Here is an 18,233-nt window from a genome sequence, read left to right on the forward strand (position 1 = left end):
ACTTCACGTCACCAGGCCGCGTCGAGCGGCTCGCGCGCCGAGAGCCACACCCGGGGGATGGACTCGCGCCCCGCACTCAGTGCCACGATGCCGCCCACGATGGCGCAGGTGGTATCGCGGTCCCCCATCCCCGCCACCGTGCTCCAGAGCGCCTCCTCATAGCTGTCCAGGTGCCGGGCCGCGCACCACACCGAGAAGGGCACGGTGTCCTGGGAGAGGACGCGCTGCCCGCTGCCCAGCGCCCGGGCCGCGGACGTGGGCGTCGCCTCGAGCGGCCACTCGCGCGCCTTCTCCAGTCCCGCCCGGGTCTCACCCGGGGGCGTGTGGTCCAGGACGGCCTCGAAGAGCTGGCGCGCGGGCGGGCGTGTCTCCCGCCATCGGTGCGCCCACGCGGCCGCCACGGCGATGGCGATGGCCCCTGCCTGTCCCTCCGGGTGGAAGTGCGTCACCTCCGCCGAGGCCCGCGCCTCGGACACCACCCGTCCCAGGTCCTCCGCGAACCAGGCTCCCAGCGGCGCCGCGCGCATGGCCCCACCGTTGCCCATGGAGCCCGTGCCCTCGAAGACCTCGGAAGACACCTCTCGCCAGGGCAGTCCCAGGTGGATCTTCTGCAGGATGTCGTGCGCGGTGGCGCCGTAGCCCCGGCGTGGGTTCCTCCGGTAGCGCTGGCCGAACAGCCGCGCCAGCGCGTCCTGGTCGATGCGCCCCTGCTCCTCCAGCACGCGCACGATGGCGAGCGCCATCTCCGTGTCGTCCGTATAGCGCCACGGCTCGCGCGGCAGGGCCCGCTCCTCCACCATCGTCTGGGCGACGGCTGGGGACACGAAGAAGCACTCCCCGAACGCGTCTCCCACCGACAGTCCTTCCAGCGAGAGGCGGGCGCGCTCCCGGCGCGTGGCGAGGTCAGCGGACTTTCCGGGCGTCGTCATGCTCCCCGTTCTCCGACACCCGGCATGTAAGTGTCAAGTCAACACGAACCCCGGAGGAGACTTCATGGACGGGGCGGTAGCACCGTTCCCGGCCCCTTCAACGACAGTGGGAACTACTCGGCCAGGGTGGTTGGCTCGGGCACCGTGAAGTCGAGCAGATCGAGGCCCTTGCGCATGTCCTCCCGTCGAGGTGGCCGTACACCTCCGAGGTAATGGCCAAGTCGGAGTGGCGCAGGATGCGCTGCACGGTGGCCAGCGGGACGCCGAGCGGTTGCAACCGGCGGTGCTGGTGGGCACGGGGGGCGTTGGAGTCGCTGTTGGACTGGAGCGGTCCTGGATGCTTGCCAGGTGTGTGGCAGGGGATGTCTGATTTTCAGTTCGTCGATGGCACCAAGGCATATAAGCGCTGGCGGAAAGTGATTCCTGAAACCAGTGACGCGCGGGCCGATGCATCTCTTGCCGTGCAGGTCACCTACCGCCTGGCACTGAAGCAGCCGCCGTGCGCCTCAGCCAGAAGCCCTCCTCGGAGAGCAGGCCCCACGGGCCCTGGAGGATGCCCGGATCGTCATCCACACGGGGCGGCGAGCGGGGAGCTCACCGGCCCAGCGTAGCGCAAGGGCACCGGGGCCGGCTCAGCGCGGCCCTTCCGCCGCCTGCCCCGGCGCCTCGCCGGCCGCGGGGGCGCTCGCGGTGGGCAGCGCACGGAGCGCCAGCAGGTACTCGTCCCCCCGCTTCTCGGCGAACAGGTCCAGTACCAGCATCAGCGAGGCCTGCATCACCAGCCCCACTCCCACGAGGATGAACAGCCAGCTCTCCGCCTTCTCCGCTGCGAAGCAGCCCACCATCTGCTCCTGCATTCCCATGACCCACCCTCTCGTCACGGTGCTCCCCCGCGACACTTGATGACCCTGGGTCACCGAACAAATGAGCGAGGGTCATCCGTCAAGCCGGGCCCTTGACGGGGGAGTGGAGGGAGGCCCCTTGGCAGGAATAGGAGGACAGAGCAAACACTCACATTGCTCCTCGGCTGCGGAAAAAATACCCGCACGATCCAGGATTGCTCCTTGGCACCAATATTCAGCGTGTCCTGTTTTGGTGTGTTCGAGGGCTCTTGCCCTTCATTCCAGGAGTGAATCCGATGAAGCGTATCCTTCCCGCGACACTCGTCACGTTGACCCTGTGGGGCTGTGGCGATTCGGAGAGCACGCGTGTCACCTCCACGCGCGAACTGGCCGCGGGCCCGGAGCGCACGGCGGCCGTCGAGCGCGCGGTCTCGCGCGTGCTGCGCGAAGGCGCGAAGCTGGGGGTGACGGCTCCCGAGGCGCTGTCCACGCGCGCGGTGCTGGTGGATGACGACGGCACGGAGCATGTCCGGCTCGAGCGGACCTGGCAGGGCCTGCGCGTCATCGGCGGTGATCTGGTCGTCCACCAGCGCGGGGGCGCGGACGCACGCGGCTTCAGTCTGGCGGGCCAGCCCTCGCTCGCGTCCGTGGCGAGCCGTCCCACGCTGGATGCGTCCGGGGCCGCCCTGCGCGCCCGGTCGGCCTTCGTCGGGCGCCTGAGTGGGCCGCGCACCGCGAAGCTGGTGGTGGACGCGCGCCAGGGCCACGAGCCCGCGCTCGCCTACGAGGTGGTGCTCGACGGCTACCAGCCGGACCAGACGCCCTCCGAGCTGCACGTGCTGGTGGATGCCACCACGGGCGCCATCCGGGGCAAGTGGGATGCCGTCCACACGACCGCGGCGGTGGGCTCGGGCCAGTCGCTCTACTCGGGGCAGGTGTCCCTCCACACGGATTCCGCGCTGCTCGGAGGCTATGCGCTGCGCGACACGACGCGCGGTGGGGGCTTCTACACGACGGACATGAACAACCTCGGCTCGGTTCCGATCGTGGGCGACACGCTTCCACTGCCCCCGCTCCTGCTGCCCGGTACCGTCTTCACTGACGCCGACAATGTCTGGGGAGATGGCACGCCGGGCAACCGCCAGTCCGCCGCGGTGGATGCGCACTTCGGCCAGCAGACGACGTATGACTATTACCGCGCGGTCCATGGCCGCGACGGCATCGATGGCGCGGGCCGCATGGGCTACAGCCGCGTGCACTACGGCGACAAGTACAACAACGCCTTCTGGTACGACCTCTGCTTCTGCATGACGTATGGCGATGGGGACGGCAGCATCCTCGCCCCGCTCACCTCGCTGGACGTCGCGGGCCACGAGATGACCCACGGCATCACCAGCCAGACGGCGGGCCTCACGTACGAGGGTGAGTCCGGCGGGCTCAACGAGGCCACCAGCGACATCTTCGGCTCCCTGGTGGAGTACTACGCCAACACCTCGCGGGACCCGGGCGACTACCTCATCGGCGAGACCATCTACACCCCGGGCACGCCGGGGGACGCGCTGCGCTACATGCACCAGCCCTCCCTGGACGGCAAGTCGCCGGACTGCTGGTCCCCCAGCCTCGCGTCGCTCGACGTGCACTACTCCAGCGGCGTGGCCAACCACTTCTTCTACCTGCTGGCCGAGGGCTCCAACCCCGCCAGTGGCCCGGCCAGCCCCACCTGCGATGGCTCGTCGCACGGGGGCATCGGCCGGCTCAAGGCCGGGAAGATCTGGTACCGCGCCCTCACGGTGTACATGACCTCGTCCACCAACTACGCGGGGGCGCGCGCGGCCACCCTCAATGCCGCGTCGGACCTCCATGGCGCGGGCAGCCCCGAGGTCAGCGCCGTGGCCGCTGCCTGGTCCGCGGTGAGCGTGAACTGAGCCGGGCGGGAATCGAACCCGCGTCCGGACTCACCGGCGGCGGTGCGCCAGGGCCGCCAGGCCGAGCCTCAGCACCCGCTGGCGCTCGGCCTCCGGCAACCCGAGGCGTTCGAGCCCGGCCTCCAGCTCCTCCCGCTTCAAGTAGCCGCCCACGCAGGCGTTGAGCCACATCGCCACGGTGGAGTCCTCGAATTCGCGCTCGCCGTAGCCGCTGAATTCCCGCATGAGGTCCGTGTAGCGGCGCAGGTAGTACTTCTGGTGGTAGTCCTCGGCCCGGTGGAACGTGGCCAGCGGCAGGACGGGCAGGAGCATGGGTCCGCTCCTCCCCGCCATGGCCTGCCTCGCCGTCGCGAGCGCCAGCCGTTTCTGCGACTCGTCCGCGTAGAACACGGCCGCCATGTACTGGCGGCTGTAGGGGCGCTCGGTGGGGTCGGCCTCCTTCCAGAACCAGCCCAGCAGCGTCTCGTACGAGATGCACGCCGGGTCGTAGTCGAGCTGGAAGGACTCCGTGTGATCCCCGAGCTGATGGTACGTCGGGTCCGGCTGGCCGCCGCCGGTGTAGCCCACACGGGTCCGGAGCACTCCAGGGAGACGCCCGAACCGGGCGTCAGGGCCCCAGAATCAACCCAACGAGAAGGTGGCCGTCTCCACGCGGGCAGGTGCCATCGCATCCACGGCCAGGAACCGGGAGGCGGGAGCTTCGGCGTGCTGCGATGGCTTCATGGCGTTTCCTCCACCTGCTTCCAAGAATGAACCCAGCCCAACGTGACGTCTCTTCCCGGCTCACGCCAGGTCGAAGAGCAGCGCCTCCAGCGGCTCTGTCGCCGAGAGCACCAACCGCGACTCGTCGGACACGGCCACCCCGTCCCCGGCCTTCAGTTCCACGCCATTGAGCGTGCCCGTGCCGCGCGCCACCTGCAACCAGGCGTGCCGGTTCGGAGCCAGCGCGTACTCCGCCTGCTCGCCCTTGCCCAACAGCGTGCTGTACAGCCGCAGGTCCTGGTGCACCTTCAGCGCCCCGTCCTTGCCCTCCGGCGACACCACCAGCCGGAAGCGGCCCTGGCGCTCCTCTTCCGTGAACGCCTTCTGCTCGTAGCTCGGCGTCAGGCCCTTGCGCTCGGGGAGGATCCAGATCTGCAGGAAGTGCAGCTCCTGGTTCGTGTGGTTCTTCTCGCTGTGCAGCACGCCCGTGCCCGCCGTCATCCGCTGAAGGTCTCCCGCCCGCAGCAATCCCACCGTGCCCATGCTGTCGCGGTGCTCGATCTCCCCCGAGAGCACGTAGGTGATGATCTCCATGTCCCGGTGCGGGTGCGTGCCGAAGCCACTGCGCGCCGCCACCCGGTCCTCGTTGATGACGCGCAGCGCGCGGAAGCCCATGAAGCTCGGGTCGTAGTAGTCCGAGAACGAGAAGGTGTGGTGCGAATCCAGCCACCCGTGGTTCGCATGGCCGCGTGCTTCAGAAGGTCGAACGATCATCATGGGGTACTCCTTGTCTCCAATCCGTTTGGATGCACCAGGGCCCGGTGGCGATTCGCCGCGGGCGAGCCGCGTCACGCCCATCAGGCCCGTCACTCCGGCCACCAGCCCGCCAGCCACCTGACGCCGGCTGAGCTTCCGGCCAGGCCCTCGCCTCACGCCGCCTTCTCCCCCGCCACCGCCTTCTTCAGCTCCGCCTGCGCCTTGAGCAGGTCGCCGTTCATGAACAGCCGCCCCTCGTAGCGGGTGAAGCGGCCGTGCACCCGCGCCACCACCATGTGCCGCACGGTGAAGCCGATGGAGGAGTGGGTGGTGTCGATGCGCCAGGTCTCGATGGCCATGGAAGTCGTTGGAGCAACCCTCGCGCCAACGCGCAAGCCCCTGGAATCACATGGGCAGCGGCCTCCCATCGGAGACCAAAGCTCTCAAAATGAGAGGGAGCACCTATCATCGGGAGAGCGCCTCCCCTTCCATCCGGGGGCCGCCCGCCCGGCCCTCCGGGGCCTCCGGGGCCTTCGGGCGAGCGCCCGGTGTTGAGCCCCACGCCGGTGCCTACCTCATCCGGGAGAAGCTCGAGCACGGGGGGTAGACACCATGGATGTCAACGAGGTCATCGACAGGGCCCGCGACTCCTTCAATGTCCGGCGCGTCTTCGGAGATCCCATCCAGCAGGGCGAGGTGACACTGGTCCCCGCGGCCCGGGTCACGGGTGGCGGAGGAGGAGGCGGCGGCGAAGGCCCCGCCGAGGGCACGCAGGGGGCCGAGAGCACCGGCAAGGGCTACGGCAGCGGCTTCGGCCTGAACGCCCGGCCCGCCGGAGCCTTCGTCCTGCGCAATGGGAAGGTGCGCTGGATGCCGGCGGTGGACGTCAACCGCATCATCCTCGGCGCCCAGGTGCTGATGGGCATCGTCCTGCTGACGTTCGGCCAGCGGCTCGCGCACTCCCTCTTCCAGGAGGGCAAGCCCCTGCACCGCAAGCGTTTCGCGCGGTGAGGCGCGGGGGGCGCGGCCCATCCCCTGGCTTCGGGTGGGCCGCGCGAGGGACTCCGGTGGCCGTCAGTCCTGCTCGATGACGCGGTAGCCCGCGGTGCCATCCCCGAGCTGCCCGTAATCGTTGCCGCCCCAGGTGCTGATGAGGCCGTCCGACTTCAGCGCCAGGGAGTGGGAGGTGCCCGCGGCGATGACCGTGGCGTCCGCGAGCTTCCGGCACCTGGAAGGCCAGGGAGCTGGGCGTGGCGGTGCCATCCCCGAGCTGGCCGTAGGTGTTGTCGCCCCAGGCCCACACCGTCCCATTGCCCAGCAGGGCCAGGGAGTGCGCCTGGCCGGCCGCGAGGGCCGTGACGTTCTCGAGGCCCTGCACCTGCACCGGAGTGGTGCGCGAGGTGGTGGTGCCATCCCCGAGCTGGCCGGTGGTGTTGGCACCCCAGGCCCACGCCGTGCCGTCCGGCTTCAGCGCCAGCGAGTGCGCGCCACCGGCGGCGAGGGCCTCGATGCCCGTGAGCGCCGGGACGAGCACCGGGAGGGAGCTCGAGGTGGTGGTGCCATCCCCGAGCTGGCCGGAGGTGTTGTCGCCCCAGGCCCACACCGTCCCATCGTCCAGCAGGGCCAGGGAGTGGCCGGAGCCACCCGCGACGGCCCTGACGCCGAGGAGTCCCAGCACCTGCACCGGAGTGGTGCGCGAGGTGGTGGTGCCATCCCCGAGCTGGCCGGTGGTGTTGTCACCCCAGGCCCACACCGTCCCATCGACGCGCACCGCCAGGGCATGGTGGGAACCCGCCCAGATGGCCACGACGTTGGTGAGTCCCGGCACCCGCGCCGGAGCGGTGTGCGAGGTGGTGGTGCCGTCCCCGAGCTGGCCGGAGGCGTTGTCACCCCAAGCCCACACCGTCCCATCGCAGCGCAGCGCCAGCGAGTAGAAGGCGCCCGCCGACACGACCTCGACGCAGCGGGGCTCCGCCAGCTCGAAGGGCGTCTCACTGAAGACGGCGTCCTCGATGCCGAGCTGCCCGTCGCTGTTGTTGCCCCAGCTCAACACGGCGCCATGGTTGCGCGCGTAGAGGGAGTGGCCGTTGCCCGCGGAGAGCCGCGCGGGGGGCGGATTGCCCCGCATCCCCACGGGGAATGGGTACGCACTGGTGGCCCCATTGCCGAGCTGGCCGTAGGTGTTGTCGCCCCAGGCCCACACCGAGCCGTCCTCGCGCAGCGCGACGGACATCCGGCCACCGGCCGAAGCGGCCGTGACGCGCGAGAAGCCCGGCACCCGCACCGGGGTGGTCACCGCGCTGTGGGTCCCCACGCCGAGCTGGCCCGTCGCATTGCGTCCCCACGTGAAGAGCTGGCCGTCGGTGCGCAGGGCCAGCATGTGGCCGCCACGGGAGGAGAGGGCCGAGATGGAGCCCGAGAGGCCCGTGACCTGGGCCGGCAGGGAGCGGGGGTTGAGGGTGCCATCCCCGAGCTGGCCGTAGAAGTTGTCCCCCCACGTCCACACCGTGCCGTCCCCGAGCAGCGCCGCCGAGTGGTAGGGCCCGGCCTCGATGGAGACGACGTTGGAGAGCCCCAGCACCTGCACGGGGAGACTGCGCGCGGTGGTGGTGCCATCCCCGAGCTGGCCGTAGGTGTTCTCGCCCCAGGCCCACACCGTGCCGTCCGCCTTCAGCGCCAGCGAGTGGAAGAGGCCGGCGGCCACGCGGGTGACGCCCGTGAGCGACGTCACCTGCTGGGCCGGGGTGCGCGCGGTGAAGGAGGTGGTGCCATCGCCGAGCTGGCCATAGGTGTTGTCGCCCCAGGCCCACGCGGTGCCATCCGTCTTCAGCGCCAGCGAGTGGTAGCCGCCCGCGGCGAGGGCCGTGACGTCCGCCACCCCCGGCACCTGGGCCGGCGTGGGACGCTTGCCCCCCGGCGTATCCCCGAGCTGGCCGTAGGTGTTGTCACCCCAGGCCCACGCCGTGCCATCCGACTTCACCGCCAGCGAGTGGAAGCTGGACACGGAGATGGCCGTCACGCCCGACAGCCCCGGGAGCTGCACCGGCAGCGGACGCACGGAGAAGGTGCCATCCCCGAGCTGCCCCTGGGTGCTGTCCCCCCACGCCCACACCGTCCCGTCCGGCCGCAGGGCGAGCGCATGCACGTCCCCGGCGGCGATGGCGGAGATGCCGGAGAGCGCTCCCACCAGGCCCGGAACGGGGCGCCAGCTCGCGCTGCCATTGCCCAACTGGCCAAAGGCGTTGGCGCCCCAGCCCTGGACGGTGGCGTCACTGCGCCCCGTCAGCACGTAGGAGTTGCCACAGGCAATGGCCTGCACGTTGATGACGTCGGGCACCCGCTTCGGCAGGCGCAGCGGGCCGGGAAGGCTCTGGCCCGCCTGTCCCTGGGTGTTGTCACCCCACACGAAGACGGAGCCGTCGATGTGCCGGGCCACGGAGTGGTGGCTCCCGCTGGCCACGGCCACGATGCTCGCCAGGCCGTGCACCAGCACGGGCGTGGTGGACGGGGCCGTCCCCTCGTCTCCGAGCTGGCCCCGGGAGTTGTCCCCCCAGGCCCACACCTGACCGTCGGCGTCGGCCGCCACCGCGTGGGCATTGCCCCCGGCGATGGACACGATGCGCGTGAGACCGGACACCTGCACCGGCATGGAGCGCTGGCTGGTGGTGCCATCCCCCAACTGGCCGGAGGAGTTGATGCCCCAGGCCCACACCGTGCCGTCCGCGCGCAGGGCCATGGAGTGGGAGTCCCCGGCGGAGATGGCCGTCACCTCCGTCAACCCCGGCACCTGCGTCGGGACGGAGCGGCTCGTGGTGGTGCCCTCCCCCAACTGGCCGAAGGCGTTGTTCCCCCACGCCCACACCGTGCCATCCGACTTCAGCATCAGCGAGTGGAGGTTGCCGGCGGAGATGGCCGTCACTCCCGACAGTCCCAGCAGTTGCACCGGCAACGGACGCGCCGTGGTGGTGCCATCACCGACCTGGCCGTCCCCATTGCCGCCCCACGCCCACACCGTGCCGTCCTCGGCCAGGGCCAGCGAGTGGTTGTTGCCGGCCGCCACGGCCGTCATGCCCGTCAGCCCCGCCACCTGCCCCGGATTCAGGCGCTGCGCGGTGGTGCCATCCCCGAGCTGCCCCTGGGCGTTGTTGCCCCAGCTCCACACCGTGCCGGTCGGCGTCACATACAGCGAGTGACCCAACCCCGCCGCCAGGCGGTAGGGCATGCCTTGCACGATGATGACGGGCGCCCGCTGCCGGCTCAGCCCGCCATCGTCCTCCCCTTCTCTTCCCCTACATCCCACCACCAGCGCGGTCACGGCCAGGAGGAGCGTCACCGACAGGCTCCTCGACAAGGTGCTTACCCTCATGCATCCCTCTCGTTCGTGCCTCGGCAACGACGGACTTCGAGGCAAGGCTTGCGTCATCCACACAGCCCCCCCGCGCTCCGACCCAGGGCTCGACGCCCCATGTCCTGACTCCGCCAGTCAGGCACTGAGCACACTCATATGCAGACAACCCCGACTTATAAGCAACTGGGTGACACACGACTCTCCGGGTGTCTCCAGTGTCCCAGGGGCTCCCCGGATATAGAGCGGCGCGTCATCCACACCCTCCGCGAAGTCAGGCCCATCCCACCTGCCCCGTCAGGCGCCGGGTGCAGAAGCCACCCCTTGCGACTACGTTGAGGCCCCCATGACCGTCGAACCCTCCCGCCGCCAGGCCGCGCTGGAAGCGCTCGCCTTGGATGACGACACCCTGCTCCGCGCCTGCGAGGTGGAGTTCTTCATCGCCTCGGGCCCGGGCGGCCAGCACCGCAACACCACCGCCAGTGGCGTACGGTTGACCCACCCCCCCACCGGCCTGTCCGTCACCGGTACCGAGCGCCGCAGCCAGTCGCAGAACAAGGGCGCCGCGCTCGAGCGCCTGCGCGAGGGCCTCAAGGCCCTCACCTACGTGCCCAAGAAGCGCCACAAGACGAAGCCCACCAAGGGCTCCCAGCGGCGTCGTCTGGACACCAAGAAGCGCGAGGGCGAGAAGAAGGCCCAGCGCAGCAAGAAGGGGCTGTGGTGAGCGGACCTACCCTGGAGGACGCCATCGCCCTGGCCGTGGAGGCCCACCGGGGCCAGCGCGACAAGGCCGGCCAGACGTACATCCTCCACCCCCTGCGGGTGATGATGCGCCTGGAGACGGAGACGGAGCGGATGGTGGCCGTCCTGCACGACGTGGTGGAGGACTCGCCCTGGACGCTGGAGCGGCTGCGCGGGCTCGGCTACCCCGAGCAGGTGCTGGGCGCGCTGGACTGCCTGACGAAGCGCGAGGGCGAGACGTACGAGGCCTTCATCGAGCGCCTCCTCCCCCATCCGCTCGCGCGCCGGGTGAAGCGCGCGGACCTGGAGGACAACATGGACGTGCGGCGGCTGCCGGCCGTCACGGCGAAGGACGCGGAGCGCCTGGCCCGCTACCGCGCCGCCTGGGCCCGGCTGCAAGAGGCGTGACGCCCCGCTACCAGGTGACCTCCAGCGCGATGCTCAGGTCCCCCGTCTTGCGCGCGGTGACGTTCACGTTCTTCACGCCCAGCTTCTTGGCGATCGCCTGCGCCCCACCCACATGGTAGGCGAGCGGCATGAAGGTGACCTCGATGGTGAGCACGCCCTGGTTGGCTCCGGGCCACGTCAGCGCGGGCTTTCCGTAGGTCGTCAGCACCCAGTAGAGCGTCTGCAGGGCGATCATGAACTGCTGGGGCGTGCCTCCGGCCTGCTGCAGCGCCGTGCGCCCCACCGGCGTCTCCATGTAGCTGGCGCCCGCCTTGAAGCCGATCTGCCGGAGCACCTCCTCGTAGCCGCCCAACTTGGGCGCCAGCGCCCCGGCCGCGGCGCCGAGCAACAGCAGCAGTGAGCGCGTGGGGTAGTTGAAGAACTCCACGAAGGCCTTCTCGCCGCTCGCCGCCAGGCAGCGCTTCACCACCGCCTCGTCCCCGCCGAGATCCCGGACCACCCGCAGCAGGGAGGTGAACAGGAAGCCGCGCGTGGTGTGCTGCGGCCCCGCCAGGCTCAACCTGTGCTGAAGATCCTGCTCCGCGCTCTGCACGGTGTCGTTGTCTGGAGTCGACTCAGTACCCATTCGCGTGTTCCGGCGGCCTCGGGCCGGGGGGGGGCGGCGCCAAGAGGACCCGGATACTACAACGGTTCATTCAAGGACACTGCTCCACGACCGCACTTGGGCCCAAAGCAGACGGCCCGGCGCGCCGCGAAGGGCACGCCGGGCCGCCTGGACAGCGGGCGGGTCTCCCAAGGGAAGAGGGAGACCTACACGGGACTACGCCTTGGCGAGCTGACGCATCACGTAGAGCAGGATGCCGCCGTGGCGGTAGTAGTCGAGCTCGTTGGGCGTGTCGATGCGGCACACCGCGGTGAACTCCTTGGTGCCGCCCTCGCCCGTGGCCTTCACGGTGAGCTTCTTCTGGGGCGCCAGGTCCGTGGAGATGCCGGTGATTTCGAACGTCTCCTGGCCGGTGAGGCCGAGGCTCTGCGCGTCCTGGCCCGCCTCGAACTGCAGGGGCAGCACGCCCATGCCGATGAGGTTGGAGCGGTGGATGCGCTCGAAGCTCTTGGCGATGACGGCCTTGATGCCGAGCATCGCGGTGCCCTTGGCGGCCCAGTCGCGGCTGGAGCCCGTGCCGTACTCGGCGCCGGCCAGCACCACCAGCGGGGTGCCGTCCTGCTGGTACTTCATGGAGGCGTCGTAGATGCTCATCCGCTCGCGGGTGGGGATGTGGACGGTGACGCCACCCTCCACGCCGGGCACCAGCAGGTTCTTCAGGCGGATGTTGGCGAAGGTGCCGCGCACCATCACCTCGTGGTTGCCGCGGCGCGCGCCGTAGGAGTTGAAGTCCTTGGGCTGCACGCCCTGGTCCATGAGGTACTTCGCCGCCGGGCTCGTCTTGGCGATGTTGCCCGCGGGCGAGATGTGGTCCGTGGTGACGGAGTCCCCCAGCAGCGCGAGCACCCGGGCGGCCTTGATGTCCGCGAGGGGCTTGGGCTCGGCCGGGATGTTCTCCAGGAAGGTGGGCTTGCGCACGTAGGTGGACTTGGGGTCCCACTTGAACGTGTTGCCACCCCCGGACTGGAGCTGCTGCCAGAGCTGGTCGCCCTCCATGGCGCGCGAGTACTGGCTGCGGAACTGCTCCGGCTTCACCGCGGACTTGATGAAGCGCTGGATCTCCTCGGAGGAGGGCCAGATGTCCTTGAGGTACACCGGCTGGCCGTTGCGGTCGGTGCCGACCGGCTCGTTCTCCAGGTCCTTGCCCACCTCACCGGCGAGCGCGTAGGCCACCACGAGCGGCGGGGAGGCCAGGTAGTTCATGCGCACGTGCGGGTTGATGCGGCCCTCGAAGTTGCGGTTGCCGCTGAGCACCGCGGCCACCACGAGGTCGCCCGAGGTGACGGCGTCGGCGACGGGGTCCGGCAGGGGGCCGGAGTTGCCGATGCAGGTGGCGCAGCCGTAGCCCACCACGTGGAAGCCGAGCGCCTCCAGGTAGGGCATGAGGCCGGCCTCCTTGAGGTAGTCCGTCACCACGCGGCTGCCCGGGGCGAGGCTCGTCTTCACCCAGGGCTTCACGTTGATGCCGCGCTCCACGGCCTTCTTGGCCAGGAGGCCCGCGCCCAGGAGCACCGCCGGGTTGGAGGTGTTGGTGCACGAGGTGATGGAGGCGATGACGACGGCGCCGTGGCCCAGCTCGTAGCTCTGGTTGCCGGCCTTCACGGTGACGGTCTGCTTGAGGCGCTCGGGAGGCACCGGGGCCGCGGGGGCCTTGGCCTTGCCACCGCCCTCATCGTCCTCGCCCTTGCTCTTGCCCGCCGACAGCATCTCCACGAGCGACTTCTCGTAGCCGGACTTCATGTCCTTGAGCGTGACGCGGTCCTGCGGGCGCTTGGGGCCGGCGAGGCTGGGCACCACGGTGGAGAGGTCCAGCTCCAGCGTGTCGCTGAAGACGGGGTCCGGGGTGTTGGCGGTGTGGAAGAGGCCCTGCTCCTTGAAGTAGGCCTCGGCCAGGGAGACGAGCTCCTCGGGGCGGCCGGTGAAGCGCAGGTAGTTGAGGCTCTCCTCGTCCACCGGGAAGAAGCCGATGGTGGCGCCGTACTCGGGCGCCATGTTGGCGATGGTGGCGCGGTCCGGCAGCGACAGGCTCTGGAGGCCGTTGCCATAGAACTCGACGAACTTGCCCACCACGCCCTTCTTGCGGAGCATCTGCGTGACGGTGAGCACCAGGTCCGTCGCGGTGGCGCCCGCCGGCAGCTTGCCCGTGAGCTTGAAGCCCACCACCTGCGGAATCAGCATGGTGATGGGCTGGCCGAGCATGGAGGCCTCGGCCTCGATGCCGCCCACGCCCCAGCCCACCACGCCCAGGCCGTTGATCATGGTGGTGTGGCTGTCGGTGCCCACCAGCGAGTCCGGGCACACCACGTTGCCCTGACGGAAGGCCACCTGGGCCAGGTACTCCAGGTTCACCTGGTGGCAGATGCCCACGTCGGGGGGCACCACGCGGAAGTTCTTGAACGCGTTCTGGCCCCAGCGCAGGAAGGCGTAGCGCTCCTGGTTGCGCTCGAACTCGAGCTTCCGCGTTGGCGCGGAAGGCATCCGTGGTGCCGAACACGTCCACCTGGAAGGAGTGGTCGATGACCAGGTCCGCCGGGTTGCGCGGGTTGATCTTCGCCGGGTCTCCCCCCATGGCGGCGAGCGCCTCGCGCATGGCGGCCAGGTCCACCACCGCGGGCACGCCGGTGAAGTCCTGCAGCAGCACGCGCGCCGGGTGGAAGGAGATTTCCGTGTCCGGCTCGGCCTTGGGGTTCCAGGCGAGCATCTTCTCCACGTGCTCGCGCTTCACCACGCGGCCATCCTCGTGGCGCAGCAGGTTCTCGAGCAGGATCTTCAGCGAGAAGGGCAGGCGGGCCACGGCGGCGTGGTCCTTGCCCAGCTTGGCGAGGCTGTAGAAGTCGTAAGTGGCCGAGCCGACCTTGAGCTGACTCTTGCTCTTGAAACTGTCCGTCATGTGAGTGCCGTCCTTCCGTCCATCCGCTGGAAAACTCTGCGGGTCTTCTAGGCCCGCCGAATGCGGCTTGCAAAAGGATCTTGCGGGCTCTGCCAGGGGCGGACAGTCGGAGAGGACTTCACCGGCCGTCCGGGTCCCCCGCCCAACCCTCCGGCTAACGGTCCCCGAGCAGCCGGGCCGTGCGCTGGAGGCGTTCGGTGCCAATCTTCAGCAGGGCGTCCCGCATGCCGGGCTGGCTGAAGATGTGCTTCTCGAAGGCGGAGCGGTCCAGCCGCAGCAGCACACTGGGGACATCCGCCCGCACCATGGCCGTCACCGGCTTGTCCATCAGCAGGGAGATCTCCCCGAAGACGTCCCCCTCGCGCAGCACCGGGTAGGGCGTCTCCTGGCCGTCCGGGTGCACGTGGTAGGGCGTGCACCGGCCGCGCAACAGCAGGTAGAGGGCATCCCCCATGGCGCCGGCGGTGAGCAGCGTCGTGCCCGCCGCCACCCGCTGAAGCTGGAATTCCCGGGCCAGCGCCCGCCGCTGCTCCAGGCGCAGCGGAGAGAAGATGGGGTGGGTGCGCAAGAGGTTGTCCGCCGCACGCTTGCGGCAGAAGGCCTGCACCACCTGCTCCACCAGCGGATGCTTCTGGGAGAAGCTCCACCATCCGCGCCCGCGTCAGCTCCAGCAGCACCGAGGGCACCGAGGGCATCACGGTGCTCAGCCGGGGCCCCTCGGTGATGAGGGACATCTCTCCGAAGACGCCGCCCTCCACCACCGGCCCCTCCAGCGGCCCCCGGGCCTCCAGCAGCCGCCAGACGTCCCCCTTCCCCTCCACCATGAAGAACATGGACGCGCCCGGGTCCCCCTCGCGAATCACCGGCTGGCCGGACACGTACGTGCGCACCTCCACGGCCTCCAGCAGCGAGACGAAGGCGTCCCGGCACAGCATGGAGAAGATGGGCACCGCCACCGGGTCCTCCCGCTCCGGGAGGAGCTCGAGCTCGGCGGAAACCTGGTCCGCCGCGCCCTCCTGGGGCTGCACCGGGTAGCGCGCGTAGAGGTTGGCGATGAAGGCCTGCGTGCGCGTGTGCCCGGGCTCCAGCCGCAGCAGCTCCTTGCACGCCACGATGGCGCGCAGCAACTGACTGCCCTGGGCCCAGGCCCTCGCGAGCGCCTCGAAGCCCGCGGCGGCCTCCTCGGGGTGGCCCTGCTGCTCCAACTGCCGCAGCTCGGCCAGGGCTACATCCACCCGCCCACCGGCGGCCAATTGCCCGGCCAGCTCCCGCGGCCGGAGAAGGTTGTCGGCTCCGTCATTCATCCGTGCTCACGCTCTCAGGCGCCGCACGCTACCACTCCGCCGGCCTCATGCGGGTGGAAGCGACTGTCCGCCAGCCAACGCTGGGGCGAACAGGTCGCCGGCCTTGTCCAGGCGCCGGCGCACGGTGTCGAGGGTGAAGCGCGTGGGATCCAACCGCGTCGTCACCTCGGACCAGGCGAGGGGCGTGGACACGGGCGCATGAGGCAGGGCGCGCAGGGAGTACGGCGCCACCACCGTCTTGCCCCAGGCGTTCTGCCCCGCGTCCAGGTACAGCCGGCCCTGGCGCCGCTCCTTGGAGCGCTCGACGGTGGCCAGCCGCGGGTGCTCGGCGGCGAGGGCCTCGAAGGCCCTGTTCGCGAACACCTGGGCCTGCGCGTAGGTGTGCCCGGGAGCGAGCGGCACCAGCACGTGCAGACCCCGCTTGCCGGACGTCTTCGGCACGCTGGCCAGCTCCAGCCCCTCCAGGTAGCGCCGCAGCGAGAGGGTCAGCTCGATGAGGTCGTCGAAGGTTCCCGCCGGCCCCGGGTCCAAGTCGAACACCACCCAGTCCGGCTCCTTCAGGTGCTCCACGCGGCTCGACCAGATGTGCAGGGTGAGGGCGGACTGGTTGGCGAGCCACAGCAGCGACTCGGGCCGGTCCACCACCACGTGGGGGAGGGAGCGGGCCTCGTGGTGGATGCACGCGGTGGTGAGCCACTCCGGCGTGCCCTGCACTCCCTGGCGGAAGAAGCCGGGCTCGTCCACGCCGCGAGGCCACTGCTGCAGCGTGAGCGGGCGGCCCGTGAGCGCCGGCACCATCAGGGGCGCCACGTCCCGGAAGTAGGCGAACACGTCCGCCTTGGTGAACCCCTTCTTGGGGAAGAGCACCCGCTCGCCGTGGGTGAGCACCACGGGCGCCACGGGGCTGGGAGCCCGGGGGGCCTGTTTCCGAGCCACGGCCGTCCTGCCCGCGGCCCGCGTCTGCTTGCGCGCCTTCGTGCCGGTGCGCCGGTGCGGGCCTCGCGTGGCGCGCACGGGGGTGCCGCGCGGCTTCTCCCGCACACACTCCTCGGGACGCTTGTCCGTGCGCAGCCCCTGGAAGGACGGGTGGCGCAACCGGCCATCCTCCGTCCACTCGGTGAAGGCCACCTGGGCCACGAGTCGGGGCTTCACCCAGAAGGCCTCCTCGTTGTGCAGGGCGTCGCGCACGTACGGGGCGTCCTTCACGGGAGGCTTCTTCACCACGTCGCGGGCCAGGCGCGTGCGCAACTCGCGCCGCACCTTCGAGGAGTAACCCGTGCCCACCTTGCCCGCGTACTGCCAGGTGTTGCCCTCGCGCACCGCCACCAGGAGCGAGCCGAGCTCCGGCCGCTCGTTGGCCATGGGCGTGAAGCCCACGATGGCGACCTCCTGGTTGGCCTGTACCTTGAGCTTGAGCCAGTCGGTGCCGCGGCCCGCGGAGTACGGGCTGCCCACGCGCTTGGCCATGACGCCTTCCAACCCGCGCCGCTTCGCCTGCGCCAGCGACTGCTTCGCGCTGCCCTCCACCTGCTCGGCGATGGCCAGCGGAGGCTTCACCCGCGCGAGCAGCCGCTCCAGCCTCGCCCGGCGCTCCTCCAGCGGCAGGGAGCGGACGTCCTCCCCATCGAGCCACAGCAGATCGAAAATGACGTAACGCTCCTCGACGCCCTTGCCGAGCAACTGGAAGCGCGAGCGGCCCTTCGGATCCAGGGCGACGACCTCTCCGTCCACCACGGCCTCGTGCTCGCCGAGCGTCTCCAGGGCCTTGAAGATGGTGGGGAAGCGCGAGGAGAGATCATTCCCGTTGCGCGATTGCAGGGCGATGCGGCCGCCCTGGAGCGCGGCGATGGCGCGGAAGCCGTCGTACTTCACCTCGAAGCGCCAGTCGGCGTCGGCGGTGGCATCCACCTGGGCGAGCGTGGCCAACATGGGCGGCCACACCTTGCCGAGCAGCGCCTCGGGCGTGCGGGCGCTCCCCTTGGCGCGGGAGGGGCGGGAGGCGCGCACGGGTCTGGCCGGGGCTCGCTGGGCGGCGGTGCGCCGGGTGCGGCGGGTGGGCCCGCGGGTGGCGCTCTGGCCGGACTTCACGGACTCGGGGTGCTCCACCGTGACGTCGTAGCCGGGCCGCTCGGTGCCATCCTTGGCCTTGAAGCACAACCACTGCGCCTTCTTGCCCACCGGGCGCGTGCGGATGAGGTGCCACCCGCCCTCGAGCTTCTGCCCGTGCAGCACCACGTGCAGCCGTCCGCGCGCGAGCTGCTCGGAGGCCTGGCCCGGCGGCACGGTGTCGAAGGTGCCCTCCTCCCACAGGAGCGAATCGCCCGCTCCGTAGGCACCATCGGGGATGCGGCCCTCGAAGGTGGCGTAGGCCAGCGGATGGTCCTCGGTCTGGACCGCGAGCCGTTTGTCGGCCGGGTCGTAGCTGGGGCCCTTGGGAATGGCCCAGCTCACCAGCACGCCGTCGATCTCCAGCCGCAGGTCGTAGTGCAGCCGGGTGGCGTCATGCTTGTGCACCACGAAGATGGGGCCGCCTTCACCGCGCGGAGCCGGGACTTCCGGAGCGGGCTCCGAGGTGAGGGAGAAGTCACGCTTGGCGCGGTAGGTACCCAAGCGCGTACGAGCGGAAGTCTTGGATCGTCGCGAGGTCGCCATCCCCTCAAGGGTCGGCATGCTCGGCCCGTCCGGCAAAAGGCATCCGGGGGTCACGCCACCGCCCGCTTCCTCTAC

12 protein-coding genes and 4 pseudogenes are annotated in these 18,233 nt (G+C 70.4%); 4 read left to right on the top strand and 12 right to left on the bottom strand.

The annotated features are described in order from the left end of the window. Nucleotides 1–8 precede the first annotated feature (8 nt). Together ACN28I_RS19890 and ACN28I_RS19895 are read right to left on the bottom strand one after the other, a co-directional pair. A complete protein-coding gene (locus ACN28I_RS19890; protein ID WP_420943553.1) occupies nt 9–929 on the bottom strand; it encodes an ADP-ribosylglycohydrolase family protein in 921 nt (306 codons plus the stop codon). 632 nt (nt 930–1,561) lie between these two features. Further along, the gene (locus ACN28I_RS19895; RefSeq protein ID WP_420943554.1) at nt 1,562–1,792 is read right to left on the bottom strand and encodes a hypothetical protein; all 231 of its coding nucleotides are present in this window, start codon (nt 1,790–1,792) and stop codon (nt 1,562–1,564) included. Nucleotides 1,793–2,067: 275 nt separating this feature from the next. Here ACN28I_RS19895 and ACN28I_RS19900 point away from each other — a divergent pair, with 275 nt between their 5' ends. Continuing rightward, nucleotides 2,068–3,696 carry a M4 family metallopeptidase gene (locus tag ACN28I_RS19900; protein ID WP_420943555.1) on the top strand — a complete coding sequence of 543 codons (1,629 nt, stop codon included), beginning with the start codon at nt 2,068–2,070 and terminating at the stop codon, nt 3,694–3,696. A gap of 30 nt (nt 3,697–3,726) precedes the next feature. Here the strand turns inward: ACN28I_RS19900 and ACN28I_RS19905 are convergent. The 3 genes and pseudogenes from ACN28I_RS19905 to ACN28I_RS19915 form a co-directional block, all read right to left on the bottom strand. Further along, nucleotides 3,727–4,305, bottom strand: a pseudogene (locus ACN28I_RS19905) (peptide-methionine (S)-S-oxide reductase); the annotation flags it as partial. Nucleotides 4,306–4,479: 174 nt separating this feature from the next. Continuing rightward, nucleotides 4,480–5,175, bottom strand: coding sequence for a pirin family protein (locus tag ACN28I_RS19910; protein WP_420948673.1), 696 nt, complete (start codon nt 5,173–5,175; stop codon nt 4,480–4,482). A 152-nt stretch (nt 5,176–5,327) separates the two neighbouring features. Then, nucleotides 5,328–5,513, bottom strand: coding sequence for a YceI family protein (locus ACN28I_RS19915; RefSeq protein WP_420943556.1), 186 nt, complete (start codon nt 5,511–5,513; stop codon nt 5,328–5,330). A 253-nt stretch (nt 5,514–5,766) separates the two neighbouring features. On the opposite strand from ACN28I_RS19915, the gene ACN28I_RS19920 reads away from it, so the two are divergent. Continuing rightward, nucleotides 5,767–6,165 carry a GerW family sporulation protein gene (locus tag ACN28I_RS19920; protein WP_420943557.1) on the top strand — a complete coding sequence of 133 codons (399 nt, stop codon included), beginning with the start codon at nt 5,767–5,769 and terminating at the stop codon, nt 6,163–6,165. Nucleotides 6,166–6,228: 63 nt separating this feature from the next. Here ACN28I_RS19920 and ACN28I_RS19925 read toward each other — a convergent pair whose 3' ends face one another. Continuing rightward, entirely contained in the window at nt 6,229–6,465 is a 237-nt protein-coding gene (locus ACN28I_RS19925) for a hypothetical protein (protein ID WP_420948674.1), read from the bottom strand. Continuing rightward, a pseudogene (locus ACN28I_RS19930) lies at nt 6,434–9,577 on the bottom strand (RCC1 repeat-containing protein); the annotation flags it as partial. The gene ACN28I_RS19925 and the pseudogene ACN28I_RS19930, both read right to left, overlap by 32 nt. Nucleotides 9,578–9,845: 268 nt before the next feature. On the opposite strand from ACN28I_RS19930, the gene ACN28I_RS19935 reads away from it, so the two are divergent. Both ACN28I_RS19935 and ACN28I_RS19940 read left to right on the top strand, forming a co-directional pair. Next, on the top strand, nt 9,846–10,223 hold the full coding sequence (locus ACN28I_RS19935) for a peptide chain release factor-like protein (protein WP_420943558.1): 378 nt from the start codon (nt 9,846–9,848) through the stop codon (nt 10,221–10,223). Continuing rightward, nucleotides 10,220–10,648 carry a GTP pyrophosphokinase gene (locus ACN28I_RS19940; RefSeq protein ID WP_420943559.1) on the top strand — a complete coding sequence of 143 codons (429 nt, stop codon included), beginning with the start codon at nt 10,220–10,222 and terminating at the stop codon, nt 10,646–10,648. The genes ACN28I_RS19935 and ACN28I_RS19940 overlap by 4 nt, the downstream gene beginning before the upstream one ends. A gap of 7 nt (nt 10,649–10,655) precedes the next feature. On the opposite strand, the gene ACN28I_RS19945 is transcribed toward ACN28I_RS19940, so the two are convergent. The 5 genes and pseudogenes from ACN28I_RS19945 to ligD form a co-directional block, all read right to left on the bottom strand. Further along, nucleotides 10,656–11,273 carry a TIGR02265 family protein gene (locus tag ACN28I_RS19945; protein WP_420943560.1) on the bottom strand — a complete coding sequence of 206 codons (618 nt, stop codon included), beginning with the start codon at nt 11,271–11,273 and terminating at the stop codon, nt 10,656–10,658. A gap of 195 nt (nt 11,274–11,468) precedes the next feature. Continuing rightward, nucleotides 11,469–14,202, bottom strand: a pseudogene (acnA, locus tag ACN28I_RS19950) (aconitate hydratase AcnA). Between the two features lie 154 nt (nt 14,203–14,356). Continuing rightward, a complete protein-coding gene (locus tag ACN28I_RS19955; RefSeq protein WP_420943561.1) occupies nt 14,357–14,821 on the bottom strand; it encodes a Crp/Fnr family transcriptional regulator in 465 nt (154 codons plus the stop codon). A gap of 76 nt (nt 14,822–14,897) precedes the next feature. Beyond that, a pseudogene (locus ACN28I_RS19960) lies at nt 14,898–15,506 on the bottom strand (cyclic nucleotide-binding domain-containing protein); the annotation flags it as partial. A gap of 45 nt (nt 15,507–15,551) precedes the next feature. Continuing rightward, nucleotides 15,552–18,116: a DNA ligase D gene (gene ligD / locus ACN28I_RS19965; protein ID WP_420943562.1), complete on the bottom strand. Its 2,565-nt coding sequence runs from the start codon at nt 18,114–18,116 to the stop codon at nt 15,552–15,554. Nucleotides 18,117–18,233 lie beyond the last annotated feature (117 nt).

The sequence above is a fragment of the Archangium gephyra genome (genome assembly GCF_049060025.1).
GTDB classification, from domain to species: domain Bacteria; phylum Myxococcota; class Myxococcia; order Myxococcales; family Myxococcaceae; genus Archangium; species Archangium gephyra_A.

Excerpts from the sequence above, each read along its gene's own strand:
- ACN28I_RS19925 (WP_420948674.1), bottom strand. The coding sequence starts at position 6,465 with ATGGGACGGTGTGGGCCTGGGGCGACAACACCTACGGCCAGCTCGGGG.
- ACN28I_RS19890 (WP_420943553.1), bottom strand. The coding sequence starts at position 929 with ATGACGACGCCCGGAAAGTCCGCTGACCTCGCCACGCGCCGGGAGCGC.
- ACN28I_RS19945 (WP_420943560.1), bottom strand. The coding sequence starts at position 11,273 with ATGGGTACTGAGTCGACTCCAGACAACGACACCGTGCAGAGCGCGGAG.
- ACN28I_RS19895 (WP_420943554.1), bottom strand. The coding sequence starts at position 1,792 with ATGGGAATGCAGGAGCAGATGGTGGGCTGCTTCGCAGCGGAGAAGGCG.
- ACN28I_RS19920 (WP_420943557.1), top strand. The coding sequence starts at position 5,767 with ATGGATGTCAACGAGGTCATCGACAGGGCCCGCGACTCCTTCAATGTC.
- ACN28I_RS19910 (WP_420948673.1), bottom strand. The coding sequence starts at position 5,175 with ATGATGATCGTTCGACCTTCTGAAGCACGCGGCCATGCGAACCACGGG.
- ACN28I_RS19935 (WP_420943558.1), top strand. The coding sequence starts at position 9,846 with ATGACCGTCGAACCCTCCCGCCGCCAGGCCGCGCTGGAAGCGCTCGCC.
- ACN28I_RS19915 (WP_420943556.1), bottom strand. The coding sequence starts at position 5,513 with ATGGCCATCGAGACCTGGCGCATCGACACCACCCACTCCTCCATCGGC.
- ACN28I_RS19900 (WP_420943555.1), top strand. The coding sequence starts at position 2,068 with ATGAAGCGTATCCTTCCCGCGACACTCGTCACGTTGACCCTGTGGGGC.